The sequence below is a fragment of the Pleomorphomonas diazotrophica genome (genome assembly GCF_002844595.1).
Classification (GTDB): domain Bacteria; phylum Pseudomonadota; class Alphaproteobacteria; order Rhizobiales; family Pleomorphomonadaceae; genus Pleomorphomonas; species Pleomorphomonas diazotrophica.
In genome coordinates, this window is the sequence record NZ_PJNW01000014.1 from 1 (window position 1) to 24,219 (window position 24,219).

The window sequence follows — 24,219 nt, forward strand, 5'->3', positions numbered from 1 at the left end:
GGTGAAAACCGAGAGGGCTTTTTGCGTTTGAGCCCGTCCGACCGTCAAACCGACGAGCAACCACCGTCAGGGCCAAAAGGCAAACCATCAGAGGCGCCATGGCCTAGACGCCGTGGAATGGGTGGAACGTGCCACGAGGTCGAAATATAAGTCTTTGGTCCGACACATGGTTTTCAGATGAATTGTCGCACCGAGACTGGATTCTCACCGGAAGGTGAAGCGCGCTCTTAGCCTCTTTTCAGGAACCAAGCGATCCTTACTACGTTTCATTCACGGTTCCCCGAACCGAAACTTTCAATGAGACGTGAAGGGAGATCGTCATGAGTTCCACCACCGACAAGATCAAGGGCTATACCAACGAGGCCGTTGGCAAGGCCAAGCGGGCCGCCGGCGAGGCGCTCGACGATCCGGACCTGAAGCTCGAGGGCGACATTCAGGAAGCCAAGGGCGACACCCAGAAGGCCGTCGGCAAGGGCAAGGAAGCCCTGAAGGACACGATCGACAAGCTCTGAGCCACAATGCCCAGACATTCCAATGACGCTGCCGGTCCTTGAAGGAGCGGCGGCGTCTTTTGTTGACCCTGACCGCAGGGTGCGCGGCAAGTAGTCTATCCTTCGAGGGCCGAGATGATCCAGAGAACGTTGCTGCAGGCCTTTCATTGGTACTACCCCGGCGACGGACGTCTCTGGCCAGATATCGAAGAGAAGGCGGCCTCGCTCGCCGAGATGGGGATTACCGACGTCTGGCTGCCGCCACCTTACAAGGGCAGCGCAGGCGGTCACTCGGTGGGCTATGATGTCTACGATCTGTTCGACCTCGGTGAGTTCGACCAGAAGGGCAGCGTTTCCACCAAGTATGGCGACAGGGCCGCACTTGAGCGCGCTGCGCATGCTCTTGAGGAAAAGGGCATCGGCGTCATCTACGACGTGGTCTTCAATCACAGGATGGGCGCAGACGAGACGGAGCGAGTGCGAGTGCACCGCGTCAACCCGGATAACCGGGAGGAGATCGACCCCGAGACCTTCGAGGCCACGGTGCATACGCGCTTCACCTTCCCGGGTCGGCAAGGCCGCTATTCGAAATTCATCTGGGATGCCAAATGTTTCAGCGGGGTCGACCACATCGAGGATCCGGACGAGACGGGTGTCTTCAAACTGGTCAATGACTATGACGATGGCTGGAGCGTCGAGGTCGGCGAGGAGTTTGGGAACTTCGACTATCTGATGGGCTCGGATATCGAGTTCCGCAACAAGGCCGTCTATGAGGAGCTGAAGTATTGGGGGCGCTGGCTGATGGGTGAGTTCCCCTGCGCCGGTTTCCGCCTCGATGCGGTCAAGCACATCCCCGCCTGGTTCTTCCGCGACTGGATCGGCCACATGCGCGAGAAGGCCGGCAAGGATCTGTTCGTCGTCGCTGAATACTGGCTTCCGGACCTCGACGCGCTTCGCACCTATCTGGACCTTGTCGATCACCAGCTCATGCTGTTCGACGTGGCGCTGCACTATAATTTCCATGACGCCTCGAAAGGCGGTGACGGCTACGACATGCGCAAGCTGTTCGACGGCACGCTGGTTGGCGCCATGCCGGACCACGCGGTAACGCTGGTCGCCAACCACGACACGCAGCCGCTGCAATCGCTGGAGGCCCCGGTCGAGCCATGGTTCAAGCCGCTCGCCTACGCGCTGATCCTGCTTCGGGAGCAGGGCGTGCCTTGCGTGTTTCATCCCGATCTCTATGGGGCGGACTATACCGACAAGGGCGGCGATGGCCAGGATCACCATATCGAAATGCCAGCCATCGGCTGTTTGCCGCAGTTGATCAAGGCGCGGCAGCGTTTTGCGCACGGCCCGCAGACGGATATTTTCGACGATCCGAACTGCATCGCCTTTGTACGCCGCGGGACGTCGGAGGCGCCCGGTTGCGTGGTGGTAATGACCAATGGCGGCGAGGCCGCAAAGCCAGTCGAGCTCGGCCAGGAGATGGCGGGCGTTGTCTTCCGCGACGTTCTCGGGCATCGGGATGACGAGATCACCACCGACAAGGCAGGACGGGCAAACTTTCCGGTGAACGGCGGCAGCGTCAGTGTCTGGGTGCGCGCCGATGCCTTGAACTAGGCGCTGCGCTACGGTTTCCGCAAGGGAGGAACTTCATGACCTCTGATACGTTCTCGTCACGTCCCCTCGGGACGGTGCCTGCGGCGCTTGCCGCCGTCGCTCCGGTGGCTGCGGCGGCGATCATTGGCAATCTTGCCACCTTCCCCAATCTGACGCCGTGGTACGAGAGCCTTGCCAAGCCCCCTTTCAATCCTCCCAACGGCGTTTTCGGCCCGGTCTGGACGCTGCTCTATATCCTGATGTCCTGGGCGTTCTTTCGCATCCTGCGCAGCCCTGAGGGCGCTTCGCGTCGCCGCGCCATCATCTTCTTCCTGGTGCAGATCGCTCTCAATGCGGCTTGGTCCGTTGCCTTCTTCGGCTTCCATTCGCCGACGGCCGGTCTTGTCGTGATTGTCTTGCTCATCACGGCTATCGCGGCAACGGTGCATGCCTTCCTTGCCGTCGACCGCATCGCCGGCGGGGCTCTCATCCCCTATCTCGGATGGGTGGCTTTTGCGACGCTTCTCAATGCATCGATCTGGTGGCTGAACTGATCGCCCCGAACCGAACGCATTATTGCGGGTGGAGAGGCAAGACTTGCGCGATGGCTTAAAACAAAAAGGCCGCCCGAAGGCGGCCGCTTTGCAAGTCTTTGGCATTCAACCTGAAAATGGAGCGGGCGATGGGATTCGAACCCACGACCCTAACCTTGGCAAGGTTATGCTCTACCCCTGAGCTACACCCGCGCTCCGCTTTTCAGCGCGCTCCGTCGCCGGAGCGAGGCGGTATATCGCCCAAGTCGGCGGCGAATGCAACAGGCTTTTTCGACTTTTTTCGCCGGGCGCGTTTTTTTGCCGGGAAAAGGGCATGCCGAGGGAGCCAAGGCCCGGATTTTCCTGTGGTTTTGCCTTGCGCGATCCATTCATTCCTTGAAATATCGGCCGGTTCCCGGGTGCTTGCCCGTCCGCTCACGAGGTTTGCCATGGCCGCGACGCGCGCCGATCTGTTCGCCTTTCTTGATCGTCTCGGTATCGTCCATCGGACGATCGAGCATCCACCGCTGCCAACCGTCGAGGCGGCCATGGCCATCTGGGGCGGCATGACCGGCGGCTTTGCCAAGAACCTGTTCGTCAAGGACAAGAAGAGCCGGCTTTTTCTGATCACCCTCAGGAAGGACGCCGCGCTCGATCTCAAACATGTGCAGGCGGCCATCGGCGCCAGTGGACGGGTGTCCTTTTGCTCCGCCGAGCAGCTCATGGAACATCTCGGCATCCTGCCCGGTTCGGTCACGCCGTTCGGCGTCATCAACGACACCGAGGGCGTGGTGACCGTGGTGCTGGAGAGGGCGCTCATGGAACTCGATCCTGTCCACGTGCATCCGCTTGAGAACACCGCCACCACGGCGGTGTCGGCCGACGGGCTGGTCACCTTTCTCAGAGCCACCGGTCACGAGCCGCTCGTCGTCGACCTGCCACTTCTCGCGTGAGAGAGGCGGCTGTTAAACTTGGCTCCGTCGCCCTATATAGGGCGGACGAATTCCCTCGTCGCCGCCTCCTGTTGCGAGATCGGCGCCCCAGCAGTCGAGTGAGACAATGAGCAGCCCGACCTTCACCTTTGGCAATGGCTTCGCCCCGCCCGGCGCCGCTCCGGCTCCGGCCGCGACGGATGATGTGATCGAGACCACCACGCGCGATTTCGCCCGCGACGTGCTCGATGCGTCGAAGGACAAGGTGGTTCTGGTCGACTTCTGGGCCGAATGGTGCGGCCCCTGCAAGCAGCTGACCCCGATCCTCGAAAAGGTGGTTCGCGACACCAAGGGCAAGGTGCGGCTCGTCAAGATGAACATCGACAACCACCCCGAGGTGGCGGGCCAACTGGGCATCCAGTCGATCCCGGCGGTGATCGCCTTCGTCAAGGGGCGCGCCGTCGACGGCTTCATGGGTGCCCAGCCCGAAAGCCAGGTGCGGCAGTTCATCGAGCGTGTCGCCGGCCCCATGGGGCCGACCGACCAGGAGAAGCTGATCGCCGCCGGCCAGGAGGCGCTTGCGGCCGGCGATCCGCAGGCTGCTGCTGACGCTTTCCTCGCCGTGCTCGACATGGAGCCCGAGTCGCTGGTCGCCATTGGCGGCCTCGTCAGGGCTCTGACGGCCGCCGGGCAGCTCGAGGATGCGCGCACCGTGCTGGCTCGTGTGCCGGAGCTGAAAGCCGGCGACGCAGCCATCGCCGGCGCCCGTGCCGAGCTGGAGCTGGCCGAACGGGCGGCCAGCGTCGGCGACACCGACGCGCTGGCCGCCGCTGTGGCGGCCAACCCCGCCGACCATCAGGCTCGGTTCGAGCTGGCCGAAGCGCTGGCCGCCCGGGGCGACCGGCAGGCCGCCGTCGACCAACTGGTGGAGATCGTCCGGCGCGAACGCGCCTGGAACGACGAGGCGGCGCGCAAGCAACTGGTCAAGTTCTTTGAAGCCTGGGGCATGACCGATCCGATGACGCTCTATGGGCGGCGCAAGCTGTCCTCGGTTCTGTTCTCCTGATCAGGAAAGGCACTCGATGCAAGTCGGCAACGCAAGCTATGTCGGTCCCGCCGATCTTCCCGGCGAACTGCCCCTCTTCCCGCTGAAGGGGGTGCTTCTGCTGCCGCGCGGCTTGCTGCCGCTCATCATCTTCGAGCCGCGTTATCTCGCCATGGTCGACGCAGCGCTGGCCAGCGACCGGCTGATCGGTATCGTCCAGCCACGCTTTGATGCCGATGACGGCATCGAGGAAGGGGCGGCCCCCCTCTGCGAGGTGGGAACGGTCGGCCGCATCACGGCGATCGCCGAAACGGGCGACGGGCGCTATCAGGTGACGCTGACCGGCGTCTGCCGCTTCCGCCTGTTGGGCGAGGCGCCGACCGGCCTGCCTTATCGCGTCGGTCGGGTCTCCTGCGATTTCCCGGTCGATTTCGAGCCGCGGGCCGGCGAGGACGAGGTCGACCGCGCCGCTTTCCTCGCCGTCTTCGAGGCCTATCTAGAGGCCAATGAGATGGAAGCGGACTGGGACGCCGTCGAAAAGGCGTCGACCGAGGCGCTGATCAACACGCTGTCGATGATGAGCCCCTATGGCGCGGCCGAGAAGCAGGCGCTGCTCGAGGCGCCCGACCTCAAGACGCGGGCCGAAACGCTGATCGCCATCACCGAGATCACCCTGGCGCGCACCGGCGACGGCGCTCCGACCACTTTCAACTGAGGACCCGATCATGCAGGAGAACGACGGCCGGCGGACCGGTGAGGTCGATCCAAAGCTCCTGGAGATCCTCGTCTGCCCGCTCACCAAGGCGACGCTGGAATGGTATCCCGAGCGCCGCGAGTTGGTTTCGCGACCGGCCCGGCTCGCCTACCCGGTGCGCGACGGCGTACCGATCATGCTGCCCGACGAGGCGCGGGCGCTCGATCCCGACGAGTGAAGCCACAAGACGACGAGACTGCTGATCAGGCCGGAAGGCCGCAGGCTGCCCTGAGGCGCGTCTCGGCCTCGGCGCCGGCTTCGGTGAGCCGGATGGTCTTGAGGCGCGCCGTCGAGCCCGACACCACCGCTCCCGCCGATTTCGGCAGACCGGCGGCGGCAGCCATCAGCGCCGCCACGGCGGCGTTGGCTTTGCCGTCCTCAGGCACCGCCTTCACCCTTGCCGCCACCACCTCGCGGCCATCCGACAACGCCTTCAGGCCGTCGATGCGGTCGGAGCCGCCGCGCGGCGTCAGGCGCACCTCGACGAGGAGATCGGCGCCGTCGCGTCGGATCGGGGCTCCGGTCATCGGATCAGAAAACGTAAGGATAAATGTAGCGGATGATGATCTGCTGCAGCAGGATGATGCCGAACCACAGCACCAGGAAGGAGAGGTCCAGCCCGCCGGTGTTGGGCATGAAGCGCCTGATAGGTCGAAGCAGAGGCTCAGTCATGGTGTAGAGAAAGCCGGCGATGGCCGCCACAACCTGATTGCGCAGGTTGACGACGTTGAAAGCGACGAGCCAGGACATGATCGCCGAGGCGATCAAAATGTACATATAGAGACTGAGCACCTGGAGGAGAACGTAGAGGACGGCCTGCATGAATTGGTCTTTCGCGTCACGAGTTTTCCGAGATGTAGCCATGACGCGATGACGCCGCAAGGCCGCTTTATGGCCCCGACACTCGCCGATTGCCTGACGTGGTAAAGGACGAAGAGGGCATCTCGTCGAAGGCCGCTTCTCCGCATCGGCTCAACGGGGCAAGGGGCGGGGAAAGGCTTGACAGTCTCGGTGCCTCCCCCTAAAAGCGGCTCACCCGACGCCGGGTTCGCGGCTGAAAAGCCGCGCCGGATGGGGCTGTAGCTCAGATGGGAGAGCGCTGCAATCGCACTGCAGAGGTCAGGGGTTCGATTCCCCTCAGCTCCACCAATTCCCCTTTGAGGGATGGTGTTCCAAGTCATCGCCAAGCCGTCAACGCCTTGCAGGGCGTTTCGACGTGCCGAGCAGATGAGCTTTCTGTCTCTTCCCGGCACGTTGCAGATCACTCAAGACTGACGGTAATGGGGGCTCCGCGATACTCCACCACAACACCGGTGGTCGATGTCATTGGCGACACACCCGGGCGAACGCGGCAGATCGTCAGGTGGCGGACCCGCGGCATGCCCGGATAAGATCCTTGGCAAGCGCCGATTTGAAGTGTTCCCTCCCTGTCATTCCAACGAACCGGAATGCGGGCCCATTCGCCGCGCTCATGGCCAAGGCTGAGACCGTCATCCTCGTAAAGCTCAAGCGCGCCGTCATGGCCCGGGAAAACATAGAGCGTCAGTGTCTCCCTGGTCATGCCGGCGGTCGACTGGATGACCGGCCCGACAGGAAGAATGCTGCCAGCCCTTGCGTGAAGCGGTATGCGATCAAGTGGGCTTGGAACGTCGTGGGTTCGGCCTCCGACACGGTGATCGCCGCTCCAGACGTCGAACCAGCCTCCCTCGGCTCCGGGGAGATAGACCGGCCAGCTTTCCGCTCCCTCCGCCAGAACCGGAGCGACATGCAAGGTCCGGCCGAACATGTAGCTATGGACTTCATCCAATGCGCGCGGATCGGCGGCGAAGTCGAACACCAGCGGTCGCATCATCGGCACGCCGGTTTCAGCCGTTTCGGCGGCGGTCGAGTAGATGTAGGGCAGGAGGCGGTAGCGGAGTTCGAGATAGGCCCTTGAGACGGCCTCCACCTTTTCGCCGTAACGCCAGAATTCGGTGTCGGTCTCAAAGCCGTGGACGCGTTGCATCGGAAGGAAGGTGGCATATTGGAACCACCTGAGGAACCGCTCGCGATAGGCCGGATCGTCATACTGACCGGGACCGGGGCGGAAGAATCCGCCGGCGTCCACGGTCCAGTAGGCATAACCGGCTGCGGCCATGTTGAGACCGGCGGCGATCTGGTTGGCAAGCGTCGCCCAGTCGTTGCCGACGTCGCCCGACCAGGTGAAAGCGGGATATTGATGCTGGCCGAGGAAGGCGCTGCGCGTCAGGATCAGGGCGCGGGTATCGGGCAGGGCGGCACGCCAGGAATCTGAGACGGCGCGTGTGACCTCCAGGGGGTAGGCAAGCTGGACGTGTTCACCGCGCCCGGCGGCTGTCATGCGGCCGGCGAGGTCGTCGTTCTCCGGCTCGGTGGCGTCCTGCCACCAGGCGTCAATGCCGAAGCGTCTCAGCCGTTCCTCCTGCTGTTGGGCGTAGAAGGCGGCGGCGTCCGGGTTGAAAAAATCGACCCAGTCGGTCCCCTCGATGAAATAGCCGCGGCGGGCAAACTCCTTGCCGAGCTCGGATGACGGATCGATGCGTGCCCAGACCGACAGCATGAACCGTGCGTCGCGCCGGTGCACCTCGTCGATGAGCCGCTTGGGGTCGGGGTACTGCGCCTCGTCGAAGCGCATGGCGTTCCAGCCGTGCGAGCCCCAGTATTGCCAGTCCTGGACGATGACATCGAGCGGCAGATCGCGGCGGCGGAACTCGTCGAGCGTGTCGATGATCTCGACCGACGAGTGGAAGCGTTCGCGGCAATGAACGTAGCCGAAGGCCCAGATCGGCAGCATCGGCGTTGGTCCCAGCAACTGACGATAGCCGCCCATCACCTCGGACGCGCTGGGGCCGGCGATCACTACATAGTCGATGGCATCGGTGACCGGAGAACGCCAGACCGTACGGTCGGTGACCGGGCCGTAGTGCAGGACAGGCTCGTCGGTGTCATTGGCTTCCACGTGCACGGTATGGCGGCCGGGAGTAAGGTCGGCAAAGAAGCTGGTGGTCGGCGGGAGCCAGAAGTTGTCGTGATCGGCCAGCGTCCGACCGTCAATCTCGACACGATAGCGGCTGCCCATCTTCCTGCCGATGTCGAGTAGCATCGCCTGCCGGCCGCCCGTGGTGATCTCGATCTCGCCCTCGAAGATGGCCGTGCGCCGCTCGACGTCGGCGCCACCCGAGGAGGTGGTCACCGTCGCGGTCCGCGCCTTGCCGACGGCGCGTTTCGCAAGCGCGACGCGGTGCGGCGGAGGATTGAGTTCGCTACGGCCGAGATGATGCCAGATCAGGCCATAGCCTCGGCTCGACAGCATGAAGGGCAGACTGATCTGGGTGTTGACCTGGGTGAGCCGGCGCGGCAGGCCCCGAAGGTCCAGTGCGCCGTCTTGAAAGCAACCGGTGCCATAGAGGCGTTCGTTGGGTGGAGAGGCGAAGGCCTGCTCGGCGATGTGGATGGGTTCGTCATCAAGCAAGCCCGGTATCAGGCTGCGCTCCGCCTCGGCGAGCAGGAGCGTGCCGTCGCCGTCGAGGAACCGCAGGCGCCCGCTGGCATTCGTCAGCTCGCAGACGACATGCGGCAGCTCCAGTCTGGTGACGCCGTCCCGGCTGCGGACCAAAGGAATGACGGGCGGCAGATCGCCAGTCAGGATTTGGCTTTCCGGCATGTTTTCCGGGCCGGTCGGGCTGAAGCGGACCCGGAAGGCCCGGTCGCTTACAGCTGAAATGCAAAGCGATCCGCCAGGGTAAGTCTTGACGAAGTCAGGCGTCATGCCTGTGTGGGAAAGGGCGTTCTTGGTCATGATGCCTGAATTTCTGCGCTGAGGTCCGCGTTACTGATTGTCGGTCGAGCGTCGTCGGCTGGCGGCTCATCCCTTGACCGAGCCGCTCGTCATGCCGGCGATGATGAAGCGCTGGCCGAGGAGGTAGATGATGATCACCGGGATGATGGTGAGCAGGATGTCGGCGGACACGAGGTTCCAGCTGCTCTGGTACTGACCGAAGAAATTGTAGACCGCGAGGGTCATCGGCCAGTTGGCGCTGCTGTTCAGATAATAGAGCGGTATCATGAAGTCGTTCCAGATATTGAGGAAATTCAGGATACCGGCGGTGACGAGCACCGGTTTCAACAGCGGCAGGATCACCAGGAAGAACAGTTGCGGCGGCCGGCAGCCGTCGAGGATCGCCGCCTCGTCGAGCTCGCGCGGGATGGTGTCGACGAAGCCGTAGATCAGGAACACCGAGAAGGGCACCTGAAGCGCCGCGTAGAGGATGATGACGCCAATCTTGGTGTTGATGAGGTGGGTCACCTGCATCATCGTGGTCAGCGTGAAGAAGTTGATGGGCAGGGCGATACCCATGATCAGGAACAGGTAGAAGAAGCGGTTGAGTCGCGTCCTGTGGCGCGACATCACGAACGCCGCCATGGCCGAGACCAGCGTGGCGAGGACGGTGGCCGATGTGGCGTAAAGGAGGCTGTTGAGGAAGCTGCCGATCAACTTTCCCTTTTCGATGGCGATCAGGAAGTTCTCGAAGTGCAGTTCGCTCGGTAGATCGACGCTCATCGAGCTCGCCTCGGGCGAGGATTTCAGCGCGTTGATGGTGATGAGATAGACCGGCAGCAGCATGATCAGGCTGGCCAGGAAGGCGGCGAGATGGGCGGCGGGGGCGCGCAGGCTCTTGGGCATGGTCTCGCTCCTCACTCGCGATCCGTCTGGCGTTCCATTACCCGGATGACCAGGTAGCCGGTAACGACCAGGATCAGGAACAGAATGCTGGAAATGGCGGTGCCGAGCCCGAACTGACCCTTGGAAAAGGCCTTGAAGATCTCGGTCGACAGGACCTCGGTGGCGTAGCCCGGCCCGCCGTTGGTCAGCGCATAGACGATGTCGAACACGCGCAGCCCGTAGAGGACGTTGAGCACGGTGACGATCATCAGCGCCGGCATCAGCATCGGAAGGGTGATGTGGCGGAACTTGGCCCAGGCGCCGGCGCCATCGATGGCGGCGGCCTCATAGAGATCCTTGGGGATGGTCTGCAGGCCGGCAAGCAGGATAACCATGATGTAGCCGATGCCCTTCCAGCTATCGACGCCGATCACTGAATAGAGCGCGATGGTCGGATCGATGAGCCAGGGCAGCGCGAGGGCATCAAGGCCGATGCCGCGCAGGAAGCTGTTGAGGAGCCCGGCGGCCGGATCAAGAATCGAACGAAAGATCAGGGCGACGACCAGCGTCGGCAGGATGACCGGAAGGTAGATGAGCACCCGGTAGCCATTGACGAAGCGGCGGACGCCCTCGTTGAGCAGCAGCGCGAGCGCCAGACCGAACACCGTCTTGATGATGATCGTCCAGAAGGTGAACAGCAGCGTGTTGCCTATGAATGACAGATAGTTCTCGTCCGGCGACAGGATGGTCCGGTAATTGTCGAGGCCGATGAACTCGACCTCGTCGGAGTAGCTGCTCCAGTCGGTGAATGAATAGGCGATGCCGCTGAGGCTTGGGATGATGAAGAACGTCACATACAGGGCGAGCGCCGCGAGAACGAAGTAGAGCGGGTAAGGGCTATGGGATTTCATTGCGATTTCTCGTCGCTCGCGGTCACACCCCCGGTCTGAGAGCCTTTGCTCCCGGAGAAGACCGGGGGTGGATGCCGCCAAGTCCGGAGCTCTTCCGGCGGATCAGGTCCACTGGAAGAGCTGAGGTTGCGCTGGAACGGGAGGCTACTTCTTCCAGGCAGGATCCTTGGCAGCCTTGGCGAGATCGCCCCGACGCTTGTCGATGTTGGCGAGCACCTTGTCCGGCGTCATCGCTCCGGTGAACATCGCCGTCAGGTCGGCGCCGATATCCATCCACTGCGGGTTCACGTAGTTGACGGCGGTCTGGTAGACGGTGCCGCGCGCGTCCTTGTGCGCGTCGAACAGCGCCTGAACGTCGGCGCTGAACTTGCTCTTCGCACCCTCGAAGGGCAGCGTCATCGCGGTCGGGGTATTGTCGATGAAGTAGTCGACGTTCTCGGGCTGGGCGAGGAAGTCGAGATATTGCTTGGCGGCATCAATGTGGGCCGATCCCGAGTAGATGAAGTGGGTCGGTCCGGCCGGATTGATGTTGACCATCTGATTGTCGGCGAGCGGCATCAGGAACACGCCGATGTCGGATGCCTTCATGTCGGGATAGTCGTGCTCCACCAGGGAGGCAAAGCCGGTGTTGGCGAGCACCATCGCCACCTTGCCGCTGGCCATCGCCTTGGAGGCGCCGGTATAGACGTCGGCGAGGGCGTTCTTGCCCATGAAGCCGAGGTCATAGACTTCCTTGAGCTGGGTAACGGCCGTGAGCATGGTGGGGTTGCCCGCAAAGGTCGCCGTGTTGGCGTTGAGGGCATCGGCAAGGCCCGGGGTCACCTCTTCAAAGCGCGGTCCGAGTTCCGGGAACCAGAGCACGTGATGCCAGCCATCGGCAACCGGCTCGTAAAGCGGTTGGATGCCATTGTCGGCGAGCTTCTGGCACAGGGCCTTGAAGTCGGCGTAACTCTTCGGAGCGGCAAGGCCGTATTGAGCGAACAGCTTCTTGTTGTAGCTGATCACCCAGGTATTGCCGAGCACGTCCCAGTAGGTAAGGCCATAGAGCTTGCCTCCCACCGACGACTGCGCCGCAACCAGCTTATCCTCCCTGGCGGCCCAGGGCTCGCCGGAGAGGTCGACGGCGTTCTTCTCGACATTATACTGAAGCTTGAGGTCGGTGACGCCGCTTTGTCCGCCGAACAGGTCTGGCCCTTCGCCGGAGTTCAGCTTGGTCTGAAGGACGTTGAAATATTGGCCCGACGGCAGGATCTGGAAATCGATGGCGATTCCGGTCTTTTCCTCGAACTTCTTGGCAAGCGCCTGCTCGGCCTCCTTCACCCAGTCCTGACTCGCCATATAGGTCAGCGTTACCTTGTCCGCCGCCAGACTGGCACCGCCGGTCAGGGCGAAGGCCAGGCAGGAGGCGCCGGCCAAGGCCAGCATGTGCATTACGCCCCTGGCGGTCCGTTTGGTGTTACGCGTGGCTGTCATCAAATCCTCCCTTATTGCCGGCCCGAATGGACCGCGTTGCCGTCTTGCGACGACCCGAACCGCAAACCTTCGCCTGTCGCCTCGCGCGGCCGCCGTCCAACCCGGATGCTGGCCACCGACTCACTCCTCGGTTTCGGCTCATTTCCTCAATTGTAAGCGCTTACAATCAAAGTGCGGTTCTCGCATCCGCCGTCTTTTTCATCCTCACAGACGGACTTGAGATAGCCACCATGTTCCTGTAAGCGCTTACAATGCTAAGTTCGTCGCCGGACATATGTCAATGGGGGACGCGGAGGGTCGGAGGATTTTATGAGAGGCATCGCCCGCCTGGCCCGGGAGCTCGGGGTCTCAACGGCCACGGTCTCCCGTGCACTCAACGGCAACCCCAATGTCAACAAAGCGACGCGCGAGAAGGTTCTGGAGGCAGCGCAACGCCTTGGCTATGCGGCCAATCAGGCTGCCCGTTCGCTCGCTCAGGGCGTTACGCATTCCGTCGGCTTCATGATCGAACTGGACCACGAGAGCACCACCAGCACCGACTATTTCTTCATGGGAGTGGTCGAGGGCATGCAAGCCGTTCTCGCCGCCCATGGCCTCGACCTTCTGGTTCTGCCCTGCGCCAAGAGCCAGGACAACTTTACCTTTCTCCAGCGTTTCGTGTCGCGCGGCGCCGTCGACGGCATGATTCTCGCTGAAACGCGCCGGATCGACCGGCGCATCGAGCTGATGCAGTCGTCGGGCATTCCGTTCGTCACGCTGGGCCGAAGCGACAGCGGCGGCGGGTATTCCTGGATCGACCTCGATTTTGAGGGCGTCATGGCCACCGCCGTCGACCGTCTCGTGGGCCAAGGCCACAGGCGGATTGCCGTGACGGTACCGTCCAACGACGCCAATTACGGAACGATCTTTGCCCAGGCCTACCAGGACAGCCTCGCCCGGCACGGTTTGGCATTCGACGAGGAACTGGTGTTTCCAACTCGCCGCAGAGAGGACGATGGCGGCAGTCTCGTCGATGGCCTCCTCGATCGGCCCGATCCCGCGACAGCCATCATTCTGTTCTATGAAGTGACCGCCATCGGCATCTACAGGCGCCTTGCCGAACGCGGCCTCACGCCCGGCCGGGATCTGTCGATCATAGGCTTCCGTGGGGAAGAATCGGTTCGCTTTCTCGCGCCGCAAGTGACCTGCTTTCATATGTCGCTGCCCGATCTCGGGACCGCTGCCGCGCGGGCACTGCTGGCCCAGATGCCGCTGACCGCGCCGGCATTTTCCTCTGGCGTCCTGCAACGCCGGGTGCCGTTGTCGTTGGTGCCGGGCGAGAGCGACGGGCCGCCGGCTTCCGGCGTGCGCTAGAGACTCGGCTTCCCGCGGCCGCATTCCCCACCGAACCGGCCGCGAATGATCTCGGCCAATGGCTTCGGCGCCCATACTCGATCCACGCCGACGACAAATTGACGACCTCCAGGAAAGCTGGTATTGGCAAAAGAGATCGATCTCATTGGGTGTGAGATCGATCCCATTGCGCGCACGTCATACCGGCTGTCTGGGAGGGCCGTCGGTTGGGGGAAGAGACGATGGGCGATTCGGGGGGAGCCAGGGACGGCAGGACAAGAAAGGCGGCGCGGCTCATTGATGTCGCTCGCCTTGCCGATGTGTCGCGCGCGACGGCCGCCCGAGCCTTGGGCGGTTATGGCGTTGTCACCCAGGAAACTCGGGAAAAGGTGGCTGAGGCTGCAAAGGCGCTGGATTATCGCGTCAACGATCTGGCGCGGTCGATGCGGTCCGGCAAGACCCTGACCATCGGCGTGGTCGTCGCCGACATCTCCAACTCCTTCACGCTGAACTCGATCCGCGGCATCATCGATGCGTCGGGCAGCGCCGGTTATCAGAGCCTCGTTCTGAACACCGATGGCGATGTCCGCCGTGAGAGGGAAGCCGTGCGCGTCCTGCGGGAAAAGCGGGTCGACGGCTTGCTGATCGTTCCGGCGTCGCGTCTTGACGTCGGTCATCTGGCCGGCGGACGCGGGCATGGTGCGCCGGTCGTTCTGTTCGACCGGTTTATCGACGACCTTCCCCTCGATTCGGTTGTCACGGCCGACTTCGAGGCATCGCGCGCAGCCGTTAATCTGTTCGTCGAACATGGGCATCGGCGCATCGGGTTGCTCTTGGGAACCGCGGCGCACCACGGCCATCAGGACAGCGAGCCTCACGATACGGTTTCGGCGGTGCGCGAGCGTGCCCGGGGAGCCTTGGCCGGCTTTGCCGATGCCGGTCTTGCCGTGAATCCATCCTGGGTTCGCTATGCCGGATCGGTGGCGCCCACCGCTCTGGCGGCGGCCCGGCACCTCCTGTCGCAATCCCCTCGACCGACGGCCATCCTGGCCGGCAATGAGGAGATGTTGCTCGGTGCTTTGGCGGCCGCCGAGGAGATTGGCCTCGCCATCGGCCGGGATCTGTCGCTGATCGGGTTCGACGACGCTCCCTGGTTGGCGGTGTTCCGGCCGCCCTTGTCGGTCATCCAGCGCCCGACCTACGAACTCGGGCGTCGGGCGGTATCGTTGCTGTTATCGAAGGTGGGCGGAAATCGAAGGTCCGAGTCCATCGTCCTACCTGCTACATTGATAAATAGGGCATCTGTCGCGTCTATTTCCGATCATTAATAGTGTAATCCAATTGTATTCTTGCCATTCTGGTTTAATCCAGGGTGGATGATTTTATTTGTGCTTAGATATCATTCCATCAATATGATGAAATCTATAATATTCTTGACAACATCTTTATTCGAGCGTAGCCGATGTTGAGCGAAGCATGGGAGGTGCGTCGCAATCGGTTGGGTGAAGGGTCTTTGCGTTGTGCGACGGCTGCTTCGCCTCGCTTTCATCGTTCGGGAGGATCGACATGAAGAAATTCGTAACCGGCTTTATCGCCGCCTTGTGCATGGGCGTCTCGTTCGCCCATGCCGCCGACCAGTTCACCATTGCCGGCATCGTCTTCCAGGAAGACCAGTTCATGAAGTCGACGCTGATCGGCATGAAGCAGGTGGCCGACAAGGAAGGCGTCAATCTTCTGACGGCCAACACGTCGAACCAGATTTCCAAGGAAGTCCAGGTCGTCAACACCTATACCGCCCGCGGCGTCGACGCGATCGTCATCACCTATCTGGACCCGGCGGCGGCCTCGATCCCGGCGGTGAAGGCGGCGGCCGACAAGGGCATCAAGATCGTGTCCTTCAACAACACCCTGGCTGCCGACTTCCCGGTGTCCACCGTGCAGTCCGACAACAGCCTGCTGGGTGCCGGCTCCGGCAAGGCCGCCGCCGAGTACATCAAGGCGCATTATGCCGACAAGAAGGAGATCAAGGTCGGCATCATCAACTACAAGGCCCAACTGCCGCCGGAAAGCAATGCGCGCCAGGACGGCTTCTGGAACGAGATCAAGGACATCCCGGGCGTGAAGCTGGTCGCTGAAGCGTCGTCGCCGGTGGCCGAGGAGGCCATCAAGAAGGCGGCCGACATCATCACCGCCAATCCCGACCTCGACCTGTTCTTCGCCTGCAACAACGGCGGCTCGATCGGCGCCGTGCTGGCGGTGAAGAATGCCGGCAAGAAGATCCCGGTGTTCGGCATCGACCTCGACAAGCAGATGGTCGGCTTCCTGCAGTCCGAAGACGACATCCTGCAGGCGTCGACCGCCCAGGATCCGGTGAAGATCGGCGCGCTCGCCATGGAGAATGCCGTCAAGGCGCTCAAGAACGAGCCGGTCGAGAAGAAGATCATCGTTCCCGGCCTGACGCTCTCGCGCACCGACCCGGCGGCCATCGCCGAGTATGCCAAGACCGTCAAGTAACTCCAGTGCGCCGCGCGGGGGAGCTGCCAGCGCCCCCGCGCGACTTCTTGCACGAGAAGCGATGACGGGCACTGGTGTGCCGCGCATGCACCTTGGAGCGCCGAGGAGGGTTGCTCTTGCCGATCTCGTTCGCCGGGATCGAAGCTGGCCGAAACAGTCGGTTCGGATTGCAAGGATCGGACAATGGAAGCGGCAACGCTCGAAATCAGAAACCTGACGAAGGCCTACCCCGGCGTTCTCGCCCTCGACGCCTTCTCGGCGACCTTCGAGGGCGGCAACGTCTACGCCCTTCTCGGCAAGAACGGCTCGGGCAAGAGCACCTTTGTCAAATGCCTGTCGGGCGCCGTGACGCCGACATCCGGAGAAATTCTGCTCGATGGCCTGCCGGTGACCTTCAAGGGACCGGCCGAGGCCAATGCGGCCGGCATCGCCGTGGTCTATCAGGAGCTCAGCCTGATCCTGGATTTCACGGTGGCCGAGAACATCATGCTCGGCCGCTTTGCCACCGGCGGCCCCGGCAATATCAAGATCGACTGGAAGCAGACCAACGCCGCCGCCGAGAAAATCCTGAAGAGCCTCACGATCGCCATTCCGGTGACGCGCAAGGTATCGGAGCTGTCGGTCGGGCAGCGGCAGGTCATCGAAATCGCCAAGGCCATGTCGCTCAATCCGCGCGTCCTGCTGCTCGATGAGCCGACCTCGGCGTTGGCCCGCCATGAGATCAACAGCCTGATGGAGGTCGTGCGGACGCTCAGGGCTCAGGGCGTCATCGTCATCTTCATCACCCACAAGCTCAATGAAATCCGCGGCGTGGCCGACTATGTCACCGTGCTGCGCGACAGCCGGCACGTCGGCTCGGTGCCGATCGGCGTCGCCACGCCCAAGGTGATCGTCGACATGATGTTCGGCGAGACGATCCTGCAATCGCGCCCCGACGACCTCAAGGTCGGTGATCAGGTCAGCCTCAAGGTCTCGGGGCTGACCCGGCGCGACAAGTTCGAGGATATCAACTTCGAGGTCAGGGCCGGTGAGATCGTCGGCATCGCCGGGATGCTCGGCGCGGGCCGCAGCGAACTCCTGCGCGGCATTTTCGGCGCCGATCGGATCGACAGCGGTTCGGTGACCATCAACGGCGTTAAGGTCGACAAGCCGACCATACCGCTGATGAAGACGCTCGGCCTCGCCATGACGATGGAAAATCGCAAGGAGGAGGGCCTCATCCAGATCATGTCGATCGAGGACAACCTCTGCCTCGCCAGCCTGAACGAGATCTCCCATCGAGGCCTGATCAGCCGCTATCTGCAGGCGCCCGTCGCCGAGAAATGGATCCGGCAGCTGCACATCAAGGTGTCCGATCCCTCCAATGAGGTGCAGTCGCTCTCGGGTGGCAATCAACAGAAGGTCGTCGTCGGCAACTGGCTCAACACCGACCCGAAAGTGGTGTTCTTCGACGAGCCGACACGGGGCATCGACATCGTCGCCAAGCAGCAGATCTTCCAGATCATGTGGGATCTGTCGCGCAAGGGTCTCAGCGTCGTCTTCGTCTCGTCCGAGCTCGAAGAACTGCTCGAGGTCTGCCATCGCATCCTGATCATGGAAGCCGGCCGCATCATTGGCGAGGTCCCATCGCCCGAGACGGTCGGCATCGAAGATCTCTACGCCATATGCATGGGCGAGAACGCCTAAGCTTCCGTTCCGCTTGCAATCATCGTTGGTTTACAAGGGTTTCCGTCATGTCCACCCTGGCAACGCGCCGCCCCAGCTTCCGCCTTTCCGATTTCGTGCTCGAGTTCATCCTGTTGGCGATCGTCCTGCTGCTGGCGTTCACTGCGCCGGGGTTTGCGTCGTGGGACAACTTCATGAATATCCTGCGCAGCGCTGCCACGACCGGCGTCATTGCCTTCGGCATGACTTTCGTCATCATCCTCGGCGAGATCGATCTTTCCGTTGGATCGGCCGTGGCCTTCTTTGGCTGCCTGTTGGCGCTGATCACCGAATCCCTAGGGAATGCGGGTTTTTCCGTCGAGCTGGCCATCGCCTTGGGAGTGGTCGTCTGTCTGGCGGCCGCCATCTGCGCCGGCACGTTCACCGGCTGGATCCGCCACCGGCTCGCGGTGCCCACCTTCATCACCACGCTCGCCTGGATGGCGGCCTTCCGCGGCGGCGCCTATCTTCTCACCGGCTCGTTCCCGATCACGCCCTATCCGGAATGGTTCTTCTTCTTCGGCGCCGGCTTCATCGCCGGCATTCCCTTCCAGGCGGTGGTGTTTCTGATCGTCTTCGTAGTGACCTGGTTCATCTCGAAATACACCGTGTTCGGCAAGTCGGTTTACGCCATCGGCGGCAACGCCGAATCGGCGCGCCTGTCGGGCATCAATGTCGCCAGGGTCCGAATGGCGGTGATGGCCATGACCTCGGTGTTCGCCGTCATGGCCGGCATCATGGTGTCGAGCCAGATCCAGGCGGGCAATCCGACCGTCGGCGTCTCCTGGGAGTTCACGGTGATCTCGGCCTGCGTCATCGGCGGCGTCAGCCTGATGGGTGGCCGGGGGCGCATCTGGGGTACCTTTGTCGGCGTGCTGTTCCTCGAAATCATTCTCAACGGCATGACCCTGCTCAACATCGACGAGTATTGGCAGTATGTGGCCCGCGCCCTGCTGATCCTCGGCGCCGTGCTGATCTACCAGCTGCAGGCCGTGTCGAGGGCGGCGCGCTGACGCGAAGCGGAGATCGGTGTCCGGCCTGCGCAAGGCCGGACACCGATGGACCATTGCGACGCATGGCGCCTTTCGGAGGGGCTTGCCCTTGATCGAGCTGCCAAATCCTCCATATTGCTCAGAGGTCTATCGACCCGACCTGCCCACGAGGTGAGTCACTCCCAGAACATCCAGCCCTGACGGAGGCACCCTTCATGCCGCACGACACGTCCCTCATTTCGACGATCGTCGGCGGTCTTGTCCTGGCTTTCATTTTCGGCGCCATCGCCAATCGCTTCCGTCTGCCGCCGCTTGTCGGCTATCTCGTCGCCGGCATGCTGGTGGGGCCGCATACGCCTGGCTTCGTTGCCGATCAGGAACTGGCGCCGCAGCTCGCCGAACTCGGCGTCATCCTGCTGATGTTCGGCGTCGGCCTGCATTTCGCGCTGAAAGACCTGCTGTCGGTCCGATTCATCGCCGTGCCGGGCGCCGTCGGCCAGATCGCCATAGCGACGCTGTTTGGCTGGGGGCTTGGCCACAGCATGGGCTGGTCGACAGGCGGCAGCTTGATATTCGGCCTTGCCCTGTCCGTCGCCTCGACGGTGGTGCTTCTCAAGGCGTTGCAGGAGCGACGCCTCGTCGACAGCGAGCGCGGCAAGATCGCCGTCGGTTGGCTGATCGTTGAAGATCTCGCCATGGTGCTGGTGCTGGTGCTCATTCCGGCCGCCGCCAGCGTGGCCGACGGCGGCGCCAGCGCCTATTCCGACCCGCTTGCCGCCATAGCCAGCCGACTGGTGGGCATCGATCTCGGGGTCGGTGGCATCGTGGCGGCGACGCTGACGAAGGTGGCGATCTTCGTCGCCCTGATGCTGGTGGTCGGCCGACGGGTGATTCCGGCCATCCTGCACCGCATCGCTCATACCGGCTCGCGCGAGTTGTTCAGGCTCGGCGTTCTCGCCATCGCGCTCGGCGTCGCCTTCGGGGCGGCGGAGCTGTTCGGTGCTTCGCTCGCTCTTGGCGCTTTCTTCGCGGGCATGGTGCTGTCCGAAAGCGAGCTCAGCCATCGGGCCGCCCAGGAAAGCCTGCCGCTGCGCGATGCCTTCTCGGTGTTGTTCTTCGTGTCGGTCGGCATGCTGTTCGACCCGAACATTCTCATCAACGAGCCGCTTGTTCTCCTCGCCACGCTGGCCATCATTCTCATCGGCAAGACGGTGGCTGCGTTTGCCATTGTTCTGATCTTCCGACGGCCGGTGAAGACGGCGCTGACCATCTCGGCGAGCTTGGCTCAGATCGGCGAGTTCTCCTTCATCCTGGCGGAGATGGGCGTCGGCCTCGGTTTCCTGCCGGAGGAAGGACGCGATCTCATCCTGGCCGGCGCGCTGATTTCTATCATCCTCAACCCGCTCATGTTCGGCCTCGCCGACCGTCTGCGCCCCACCTTGGAAGGTTGGTTGCAGCCCAAGTCCGAGTCCGAGCCCGTGACCGAGGCGGCTGTTCCTGCGGCAGCGACCAAGAGCGAGCCGACGCAGGCGGAAGGTAGCGGCGACCTCGACGACGAGGCGGCGGAACCGACAACCCTCACCGGGCATCTCGTGGTGGTCGGTTACGGCCGGGTCGGCAGCGTCATCGCCGACGACCTGACCGGCCAGAGCAAGCCTTTGCTGGTGATCGAGGACGGCGAGGATCGCTTGCGCCTGTTGCGCGACAAGGCCATCGAGACCATTGCCGGCAATGCCGCCGACGGTCGGGTTCTCGCTCTCGCCGGTCTCGAACGGGCAAAGGCCCTGCTGGTCGCCATTCCCGAAGGCTTCGAGGCGGGTCAGGTGGTCGAGCAGGCGCGACGGATCAACGCGAGCCTTCTCATCGTCGCCCGCGCCCATTCCAACGAAGAGGTGGAGCATCTGTTGCGTCATGGGGCTGACAGGGTGATTATGGGCGAACGCGAAATCGCCCTCGGCATGTTGAAGATGCTCGACGGTGAGACCACTCAGCCGCATGGAGCGGCCGACAAAGCGTCGCCATCGGATGCGACGAAGCCGTCCGACACGGAAGAAGGAAAGCCCGCCGCGTGACCTCGGGAATCGCGCCTCAGTCGTTTTTCAAGCGCTGCATGACGGCGCCGAAGACGGCTGTCGCCTTCCTGTTCGCCCTTCTCTTCATTGCCGTCCTGCATTTCGGGCTCGGCACCGACGTCGGCTCGTCGCTGTCGACGACGCTCGGGGCAGGCGATCACGCCGTCGTCCGCCACTCGGCTCTCCTTCGCGACGGACTGAGACCGGTGGTCGCCGCCGAGCATGGCGACCGGACCTCCGCTCCGCCACCCCAGCTGCCGGCAGCTCTGGTCCTTGCTGCGGTCGTCGTGGCGCTTCCCGTCGGCAGTCGCCGCCTGCGCACTCTTGCCGAAGCCATTGCCGCTAACAGCCATTTCTCAGGCCATCGGCCTCGCGCGCCGCCCATCGCCTCCTGATTCTCCGAACCCAAATCAGGTTTCGCGACCGCTCGTCTTCACGGAGACGCGGCGATGTCGCCCGGCATGGACACGCATATGAAAACTTCCCGCTGGTTGGTGGCGCTCTATTCGGCCATCATCGCCCTCGGCATCATCGTCACGCTTCCCAACGTGGTGCCGCAATCCGTCCTCGACAATTTTCCCTCCTGGCTGCCGCGCGACCGAGTGTCACTTGGTCTCGACCTCAGGGGCGGATCGCATCTGGTGCTGGAGGTGGATGCGGCCGACCTTGTGAAGGAACGGCTGCAGACGTTGACACAGGACGCCCGTCGCGCGCTGCGCGATGCCAAGATCGGCACGGAGTCGATCCGCCGCGCCGGCAATGCCGTGACGGTCAACCTCGACGATCCCGCCGAGACCGCCCGCGCGGCCGGTGAACTCGGCAAGCTCGCCGCCTCGATCGGCAATCCGGGCCTTGGTGTGACGGCGAGCGACCTCGACATCCGCCAGAGCAACGGTTCGGTGACGCTCGCCCTCACCGAGGCCGGCCTGACCGACCGTGCGGCGGCGGCCGTCGAACAGAGCCTTGAGATCATCCGCCAGCGCATCGATCAGGTGGGTGTCGCCGAGCCGACCATCCAGCGCGTCGGCAGCGACCGCATTCTGGTGCAGCTTCCCGGCGTGCAGGATCCGGCGCGTATCCGCGAACTGCTCGGCTCGACCGCCAAGATGAGCTTCCATCTGTTGTCCGACACCGCGACGGCCGAGTTCGTGCCGCCGGGCGTCACCATGCTGCGCGACGACGAGGGGCGGAGCTATCCCGTCGAGGACCGTGTCGAGCTTTCTGGCGATCGCCTCACCGACGCGCGCGTCGGTTTCGATCAGACCACCAACGAACCGATCGTTTCCTTCCGCTTCGATTCGGCTGGTGCGGCGCGCTTCGCCGACATCACCCGCGCCAACGTCGGCCGCCCCTTCGCCATCGTGCTCGACGACAAGGTGCTGAGCGCGCCGGTGATCCGCGAGCCGATCACCGCCGGTTCCGGCCAGATTTCCGGCAGCTTCTCGGTTCAAAGCGCCACCGATCTCGCGGCCATGCTGAGGGCCGGCGCGCTGCCGGCCAAGCTGACGGTGATCGAGGAGCGCACCGTCGGCGCCGACCTCGGCGCGGACGCCATCGAAATGGGCGTCGTCACCGGGCTCATCGGCTTTGCGCTGGTGTTCGGCTTCATGCTGGTGCTCTACGGCGCCTGGGGACTGCTCGCCAATCTGGCGCTCGCCCTCAACGTCATCCTGACCTTCGCCGGCCTGACGCTGCTCGGGGCGACGCTGACGCTGCCGGGCATCGCCGGCATCGTGCTGGGCATCGGGCTTGCCGTCGACGCCAACGTGCTGATCAACGAGCGCATCCGCGAGGAATCGCGCAAGGGGTTGAGTGCCATCGCCGCGCTCGATGCCGGCTTCAAGCGGGCCTACTCGACCATCGTCGACGGCAACGTCACGGCGCTGATTGCCTCGGTGCTGCTGTTCTGGTTCGGCTCCGGACCGGTGCGCGGCTTCGCCGTCACCATGGGCATTGGCCTTATCATCTCGATGTTCACTGCCGTCTCGGTGGTGCGCGTGCTGATGCTGGCGATCGTCCGGCGCAGGAAGCTCAAGAAGATGGATATCCGGCCGCTGCTGCCCATCCAACTGATCCCCGACGGGACGGCCATCCCCTTCATGCGGGCCCGGTTCTTCGGTATAGGTTTCTCGGCCTTCCTGTCGCTCGCCTCGATCGGCCTGTTCTTCTATCCCGGCCTCAACTACGGCGTCGATTTCCGCGGCGGCATCCAGATGCAGGTGGAAACGGCGGCACCGGCCGATCTCGCAGCCTTCCGTTCCGGCCTCGACGGCCTCGGGCTCGGCGAGGTTGCGCTCCAGACCTTCGGCGACGACAACCATCTTCTGGTTCGTGTCGAGCGGCAGGCGGGCGGCGAAGAGGCGCAATCGGTAGCCGTCGAGCGCCTCAGGCAGGAGGTGACCGCGATCGACGCCTCGGCCAAGGTAATCGGCACCGAGGTGGTCGGCCCCAAGGTGTCGGGCGAACTTGCGACGGCTGGCGTGCTCGCCGTGATCTTCGCCAGCCTTGCCATGCTGGTCTACATCTGGGTGCGCTTCGAGTGGCCCTTCGCGGTCGGCGCCATCGCCACGCTGGTGCTCGACGTGACCAAGACCGTCGGCTTCTTCGCGCTGACCGGGCTCGACTTCAACCTGACGGCCATCGCCGCCTTGCTGACGCTGGTCGGCTATTCGGTCAACGACAAGGTGGTGGTCTATGACCGCATGCGCGAGAACATGCGGCTCTACAAGGCGATGCCGCTCCGGGAGCTGATCGACAAGTCGATCAACGAGACGCTGGCGCGCAGTCTCTACACCTCGGTGACGGCTTTTCTATCCCTGTTGCCGATGGCGATCTGGGGCGGCAGTGCGGTGGAAAGCTTCGCCGTGCCGATGATCTTCGGCATCGTCATTGCCGCCTCGTCGTCGGTGTTCATCGCCGCGCCGATCCTGCTGTTCCTCGGCGACTGGCGGACCCGCCGCCGGCGCAACCAGCCGGCACCGGCGACAGGTACGCCGTCCGAGGCATGAACCAATCGAGGAGGCCGGGCAATCCCGGCCTTTTCGTTACATGCCGTCAGTCTCTTCTTAGAAAAAATCTCAAGTCCGTAGGGCATTTCACGGGGTTGTCCCGATACTCGGGACCGGACCGGCAAGTTAGTCTCCTGAGGGTCAGGGGATCCGCGACGTTCCCCTCCGTCACTCA

At 63.3% G+C, this 24,219-nt stretch carries 21 protein-coding genes and 2 tRNA genes; 16 read left to right on the forward strand and 7 right to left on the reverse strand.

Annotated elements, in window-relative coordinates; all coding sequences use genetic code 11:
* Positions 1-320 precede the first annotated feature (320 nt).
* The 3 genes from CXZ10_RS16000 (at position 321) to CXZ10_RS16010 (ending at position 2,647) form a co-directional block, all read left to right on the forward strand.
* Positions 321-512 (forward strand): CsbD family protein, encoded by a 192-nt coding sequence (locus CXZ10_RS16000; protein WP_101290368.1) that lies wholly within the window; start codon positions 321-323, stop codon positions 510-512.
* A gap of 114 nt (positions 513-626) precedes the next feature.
* Positions 627-2,114 (forward strand): alpha-amylase, encoded by a 1,488-nt coding sequence (gene amyA, locus CXZ10_RS16005; protein WP_101290369.1) that lies wholly within the window; start codon positions 627-629, stop codon positions 2,112-2,114.
* Between the two features lie 35 nt (positions 2,115-2,149).
* Entirely contained in the window at positions 2,150-2,647 is a 498-nt protein-coding gene (locus CXZ10_RS16010) for a TspO/MBR family protein (protein WP_101290370.1), read from the forward strand.
* 117 nt (positions 2,648-2,764) lie between these two features.
* Here CXZ10_RS16010 and CXZ10_RS16015 read toward each other — a convergent pair.
* Positions 2,765-2,839, reverse strand: a tRNA-Gly gene (locus tag CXZ10_RS16015).
* A 236-nt stretch (positions 2,840-3,075) separates the two neighbouring features.
* On the opposite strand from CXZ10_RS16015, the gene CXZ10_RS16020 reads away from it, so the two are divergent.
* The 4 genes from CXZ10_RS16020 (at position 3,076) to CXZ10_RS16035 (ending at position 5,535) form a co-directional block, all read left to right on the forward strand.
* A complete protein-coding gene (locus CXZ10_RS16020; protein ID WP_101290371.1) occupies positions 3,076-3,579 on the forward strand; it encodes a prolyl-tRNA synthetase associated domain-containing protein in 504 nt (167 codons plus the stop codon).
* A gap of 106 nt (positions 3,580-3,685) precedes the next feature.
* Entirely contained in the window at positions 3,686-4,624 is a 939-nt protein-coding gene (trxA, locus tag CXZ10_RS16025; protein WP_101290372.1) for a thioredoxin, read from the forward strand.
* Between the two features lie 16 nt (positions 4,625-4,640).
* Positions 4,641-5,318, forward strand: coding sequence for an LON peptidase substrate-binding domain-containing protein (locus CXZ10_RS16030; RefSeq protein ID WP_101290373.1), 678 nt, complete (start codon positions 4,641-4,643; stop codon positions 5,316-5,318).
* Positions 5,319-5,328: 10 nt separating this feature from the next.
* Positions 5,329-5,535, forward strand: a complete 207-nt coding sequence (locus CXZ10_RS16035; protein WP_101290374.1) for a Trm112 family protein — start codon at positions 5,329-5,331, stop codon at positions 5,533-5,535.
* Between the two features lie 25 nt (positions 5,536-5,560).
* Here CXZ10_RS16035 and CXZ10_RS16040 read toward each other — a convergent pair whose 3' ends face one another.
* Positions 5,561-5,884 (reverse strand): DUF167 family protein, encoded by a 324-nt coding sequence (locus CXZ10_RS16040; RefSeq protein ID WP_101290375.1) that lies wholly within the window; start codon positions 5,882-5,884, stop codon positions 5,561-5,563.
* A 4-nt stretch (positions 5,885-5,888) separates the two neighbouring features.
* Positions 5,889-6,179: a YggT family protein gene (locus CXZ10_RS16045; RefSeq protein WP_101290376.1), complete on the reverse strand. Its 291-nt coding sequence runs from the start codon at positions 6,177-6,179 to the stop codon at positions 5,889-5,891.
* Positions 6,180-6,430: 251 nt separating this feature from the next.
* Here CXZ10_RS16045 and CXZ10_RS16050 point away from each other — a divergent pair.
* Positions 6,431-6,506, forward strand: a tRNA-Ala gene (locus CXZ10_RS16050).
* 112 nt (positions 6,507-6,618) lie between these two features.
* Here the strand turns inward: CXZ10_RS16050 and CXZ10_RS16055 are convergent.
* The 4 genes from CXZ10_RS16055 to CXZ10_RS16070 form a co-directional block, all read right to left on the reverse strand.
* Positions 6,619-9,174, reverse strand: coding sequence for a glycoside hydrolase family 31 protein (locus tag CXZ10_RS16055; protein WP_101290377.1), 2,556 nt, complete (start codon positions 9,172-9,174; stop codon positions 6,619-6,621).
* A gap of 66 nt (positions 9,175-9,240) precedes the next feature.
* Positions 9,241-10,059 carry a carbohydrate ABC transporter permease gene (locus CXZ10_RS16060; protein ID WP_101290378.1) on the reverse strand — a complete coding sequence of 273 codons (819 nt, stop codon included), beginning with the start codon at positions 10,057-10,059 and terminating at the stop codon, positions 9,241-9,243.
* A gap of 11 nt (positions 10,060-10,070) precedes the next feature.
* Complete coding sequence (locus tag CXZ10_RS16065) at positions 10,071-10,949, reverse strand: carbohydrate ABC transporter permease (protein WP_101290379.1); 879 nt, start codon at positions 10,947-10,949, stop codon at positions 10,071-10,073.
* A 144-nt stretch (positions 10,950-11,093) separates the two neighbouring features.
* The gene (locus tag CXZ10_RS16070; protein WP_101290380.1) at positions 11,094-12,422 is read right to left on the reverse strand and encodes an ABC transporter substrate-binding protein; all 1,329 of its coding nucleotides are present in this window, start codon (positions 12,420-12,422) and stop codon (positions 11,094-11,096) included.
* 309 nt (positions 12,423-12,731) lie between these two features.
* Between CXZ10_RS16070 and CXZ10_RS16075 the strand changes: the two genes are divergently transcribed.
* From CXZ10_RS16075 to secD, 8 genes are all read left to right on the forward strand, one after another.
* Positions 12,732-13,775 (forward strand): LacI family DNA-binding transcriptional regulator, encoded by a 1,044-nt coding sequence (locus CXZ10_RS16075; RefSeq protein ID WP_101290381.1) that lies wholly within the window; start codon positions 12,732-12,734, stop codon positions 13,773-13,775.
* Between the two features lie 221 nt (positions 13,776-13,996).
* Positions 13,997-15,082, forward strand: a complete 1,086-nt coding sequence (locus tag CXZ10_RS16080) for a LacI family DNA-binding transcriptional regulator (RefSeq protein ID WP_101290382.1) — start codon at positions 13,997-13,999, stop codon at positions 15,080-15,082.
* A gap of 238 nt (positions 15,083-15,320) precedes the next feature.
* Positions 15,321-16,268, forward strand: coding sequence for a substrate-binding domain-containing protein (locus tag CXZ10_RS16085; RefSeq protein ID WP_101290383.1), 948 nt, complete (start codon positions 15,321-15,323; stop codon positions 16,266-16,268).
* Positions 16,269-16,451: 183 nt separating this feature from the next.
* On the forward strand, positions 16,452-17,954 hold the full coding sequence (locus CXZ10_RS16090) for a sugar ABC transporter ATP-binding protein (protein WP_101290384.1): 1,503 nt from the start codon (positions 16,452-16,454) through the stop codon (positions 17,952-17,954).
* Between the two features lie 47 nt (positions 17,955-18,001).
* A complete protein-coding gene (locus CXZ10_RS16095; RefSeq protein ID WP_180336033.1) occupies positions 18,002-18,985 on the forward strand; it encodes an ABC transporter permease in 984 nt (327 codons plus the stop codon).
* Positions 18,986-19,179: 194 nt separating this feature from the next.
* Positions 19,180-21,036 (forward strand): cation:proton antiporter domain-containing protein, encoded by a 1,857-nt coding sequence (locus CXZ10_RS16100; protein ID WP_101290386.1) that lies wholly within the window; start codon positions 19,180-19,182, stop codon positions 21,034-21,036.
* A gap of 38 nt (positions 21,037-21,074) precedes the next feature.
* On the forward strand, positions 21,075-21,431 hold the full coding sequence (locus tag CXZ10_RS16105) for a hypothetical protein (protein ID WP_143741548.1): 357 nt from the start codon (positions 21,075-21,077) through the stop codon (positions 21,429-21,431).
* A gap of 78 nt (positions 21,432-21,509) precedes the next feature.
* Positions 21,510-24,044 (forward strand): protein translocase subunit SecD, encoded by a 2,535-nt coding sequence (secD, locus tag CXZ10_RS16110; protein WP_101290568.1) that lies wholly within the window; start codon positions 21,510-21,512, stop codon positions 24,042-24,044.
* The last annotated feature ends 175 nt before the right edge of the window (positions 24,045-24,219 follow it).

Excerpts from the sequence above, each read along its gene's own strand:
- CXZ10_RS16000 (WP_101290368.1), top strand. The coding sequence starts at position 321 with ATGAGTTCCACCACCGACAAGATCAAGGGCTATACCAACGAGGCCGTT.
- amyA (WP_101290369.1), top strand. The coding sequence starts at position 627 with ATGATCCAGAGAACGTTGCTGCAGGCCTTTCATTGGTACTACCCCGGC.
- CXZ10_RS16010 (WP_101290370.1), top strand. The coding sequence starts at position 2,150 with ATGACCTCTGATACGTTCTCGTCACGTCCCCTCGGGACGGTGCCTGCG.
- CXZ10_RS16020 (WP_101290371.1), top strand. The coding sequence starts at position 3,076 with ATGGCCGCGACGCGCGCCGATCTGTTCGCCTTTCTTGATCGTCTCGGT.
- trxA (WP_101290372.1), top strand. The coding sequence starts at position 3,686 with ATGAGCAGCCCGACCTTCACCTTTGGCAATGGCTTCGCCCCGCCCGGC.
- CXZ10_RS16030 (WP_101290373.1), top strand. The coding sequence starts at position 4,641 with ATGCAAGTCGGCAACGCAAGCTATGTCGGTCCCGCCGATCTTCCCGGC.
- CXZ10_RS16035 (WP_101290374.1), top strand. The coding sequence starts at position 5,329 with ATGCAGGAGAACGACGGCCGGCGGACCGGTGAGGTCGATCCAAAGCTC.
- CXZ10_RS16040 (WP_101290375.1), bottom strand. The coding sequence starts at position 5,884 with ATGACCGGAGCCCCGATCCGACGCGACGGCGCCGATCTCCTCGTCGAG.
- CXZ10_RS16045 (WP_101290376.1), bottom strand. The coding sequence starts at position 6,179 with ATGCAGGCCGTCCTCTACGTTCTCCTCCAGGTGCTCAGTCTCTATATG.
- CXZ10_RS16055 (WP_101290377.1), bottom strand. The coding sequence starts at position 9,174 with ATGACCAAGAACGCCCTTTCCCACACAGGCATGACGCCTGACTTCGTC.
- CXZ10_RS16060 (WP_101290378.1), bottom strand. The coding sequence starts at position 10,059 with ATGCCCAAGAGCCTGCGCGCCCCCGCCGCCCATCTCGCCGCCTTCCTG.
- CXZ10_RS16065 (WP_101290379.1), bottom strand. The coding sequence starts at position 10,949 with ATGAAATCCCATAGCCCTTACCCGCTCTACTTCGTTCTCGCGGCGCTC.
- CXZ10_RS16070 (WP_101290380.1), bottom strand. The coding sequence starts at position 12,422 with ATGACAGCCACGCGTAACACCAAACGGACCGCCAGGGGCGTAATGCAC.
- CXZ10_RS16075 (WP_101290381.1), top strand. The coding sequence starts at position 12,732 with ATGAGAGGCATCGCCCGCCTGGCCCGGGAGCTCGGGGTCTCAACGGCC.
- CXZ10_RS16080 (WP_101290382.1), top strand. The coding sequence starts at position 13,997 with ATGGGCGATTCGGGGGGAGCCAGGGACGGCAGGACAAGAAAGGCGGCG.
- CXZ10_RS16085 (WP_101290383.1), top strand. The coding sequence starts at position 15,321 with ATGAAGAAATTCGTAACCGGCTTTATCGCCGCCTTGTGCATGGGCGTC.
- CXZ10_RS16090 (WP_101290384.1), top strand. The coding sequence starts at position 16,452 with ATGGAAGCGGCAACGCTCGAAATCAGAAACCTGACGAAGGCCTACCCC.
- CXZ10_RS16095 (WP_180336033.1), top strand. The coding sequence starts at position 18,002 with ATGTCCACCCTGGCAACGCGCCGCCCCAGCTTCCGCCTTTCCGATTTC.
- CXZ10_RS16100 (WP_101290386.1), top strand. The coding sequence starts at position 19,180 with ATGCCGCACGACACGTCCCTCATTTCGACGATCGTCGGCGGTCTTGTC.
- CXZ10_RS16105 (WP_143741548.1), top strand. The coding sequence starts at position 21,075 with ATGACGGCGCCGAAGACGGCTGTCGCCTTCCTGTTCGCCCTTCTCTTC.
- secD (WP_101290568.1), top strand. The coding sequence starts at position 21,510 with ATGAAAACTTCCCGCTGGTTGGTGGCGCTCTATTCGGCCATCATCGCC.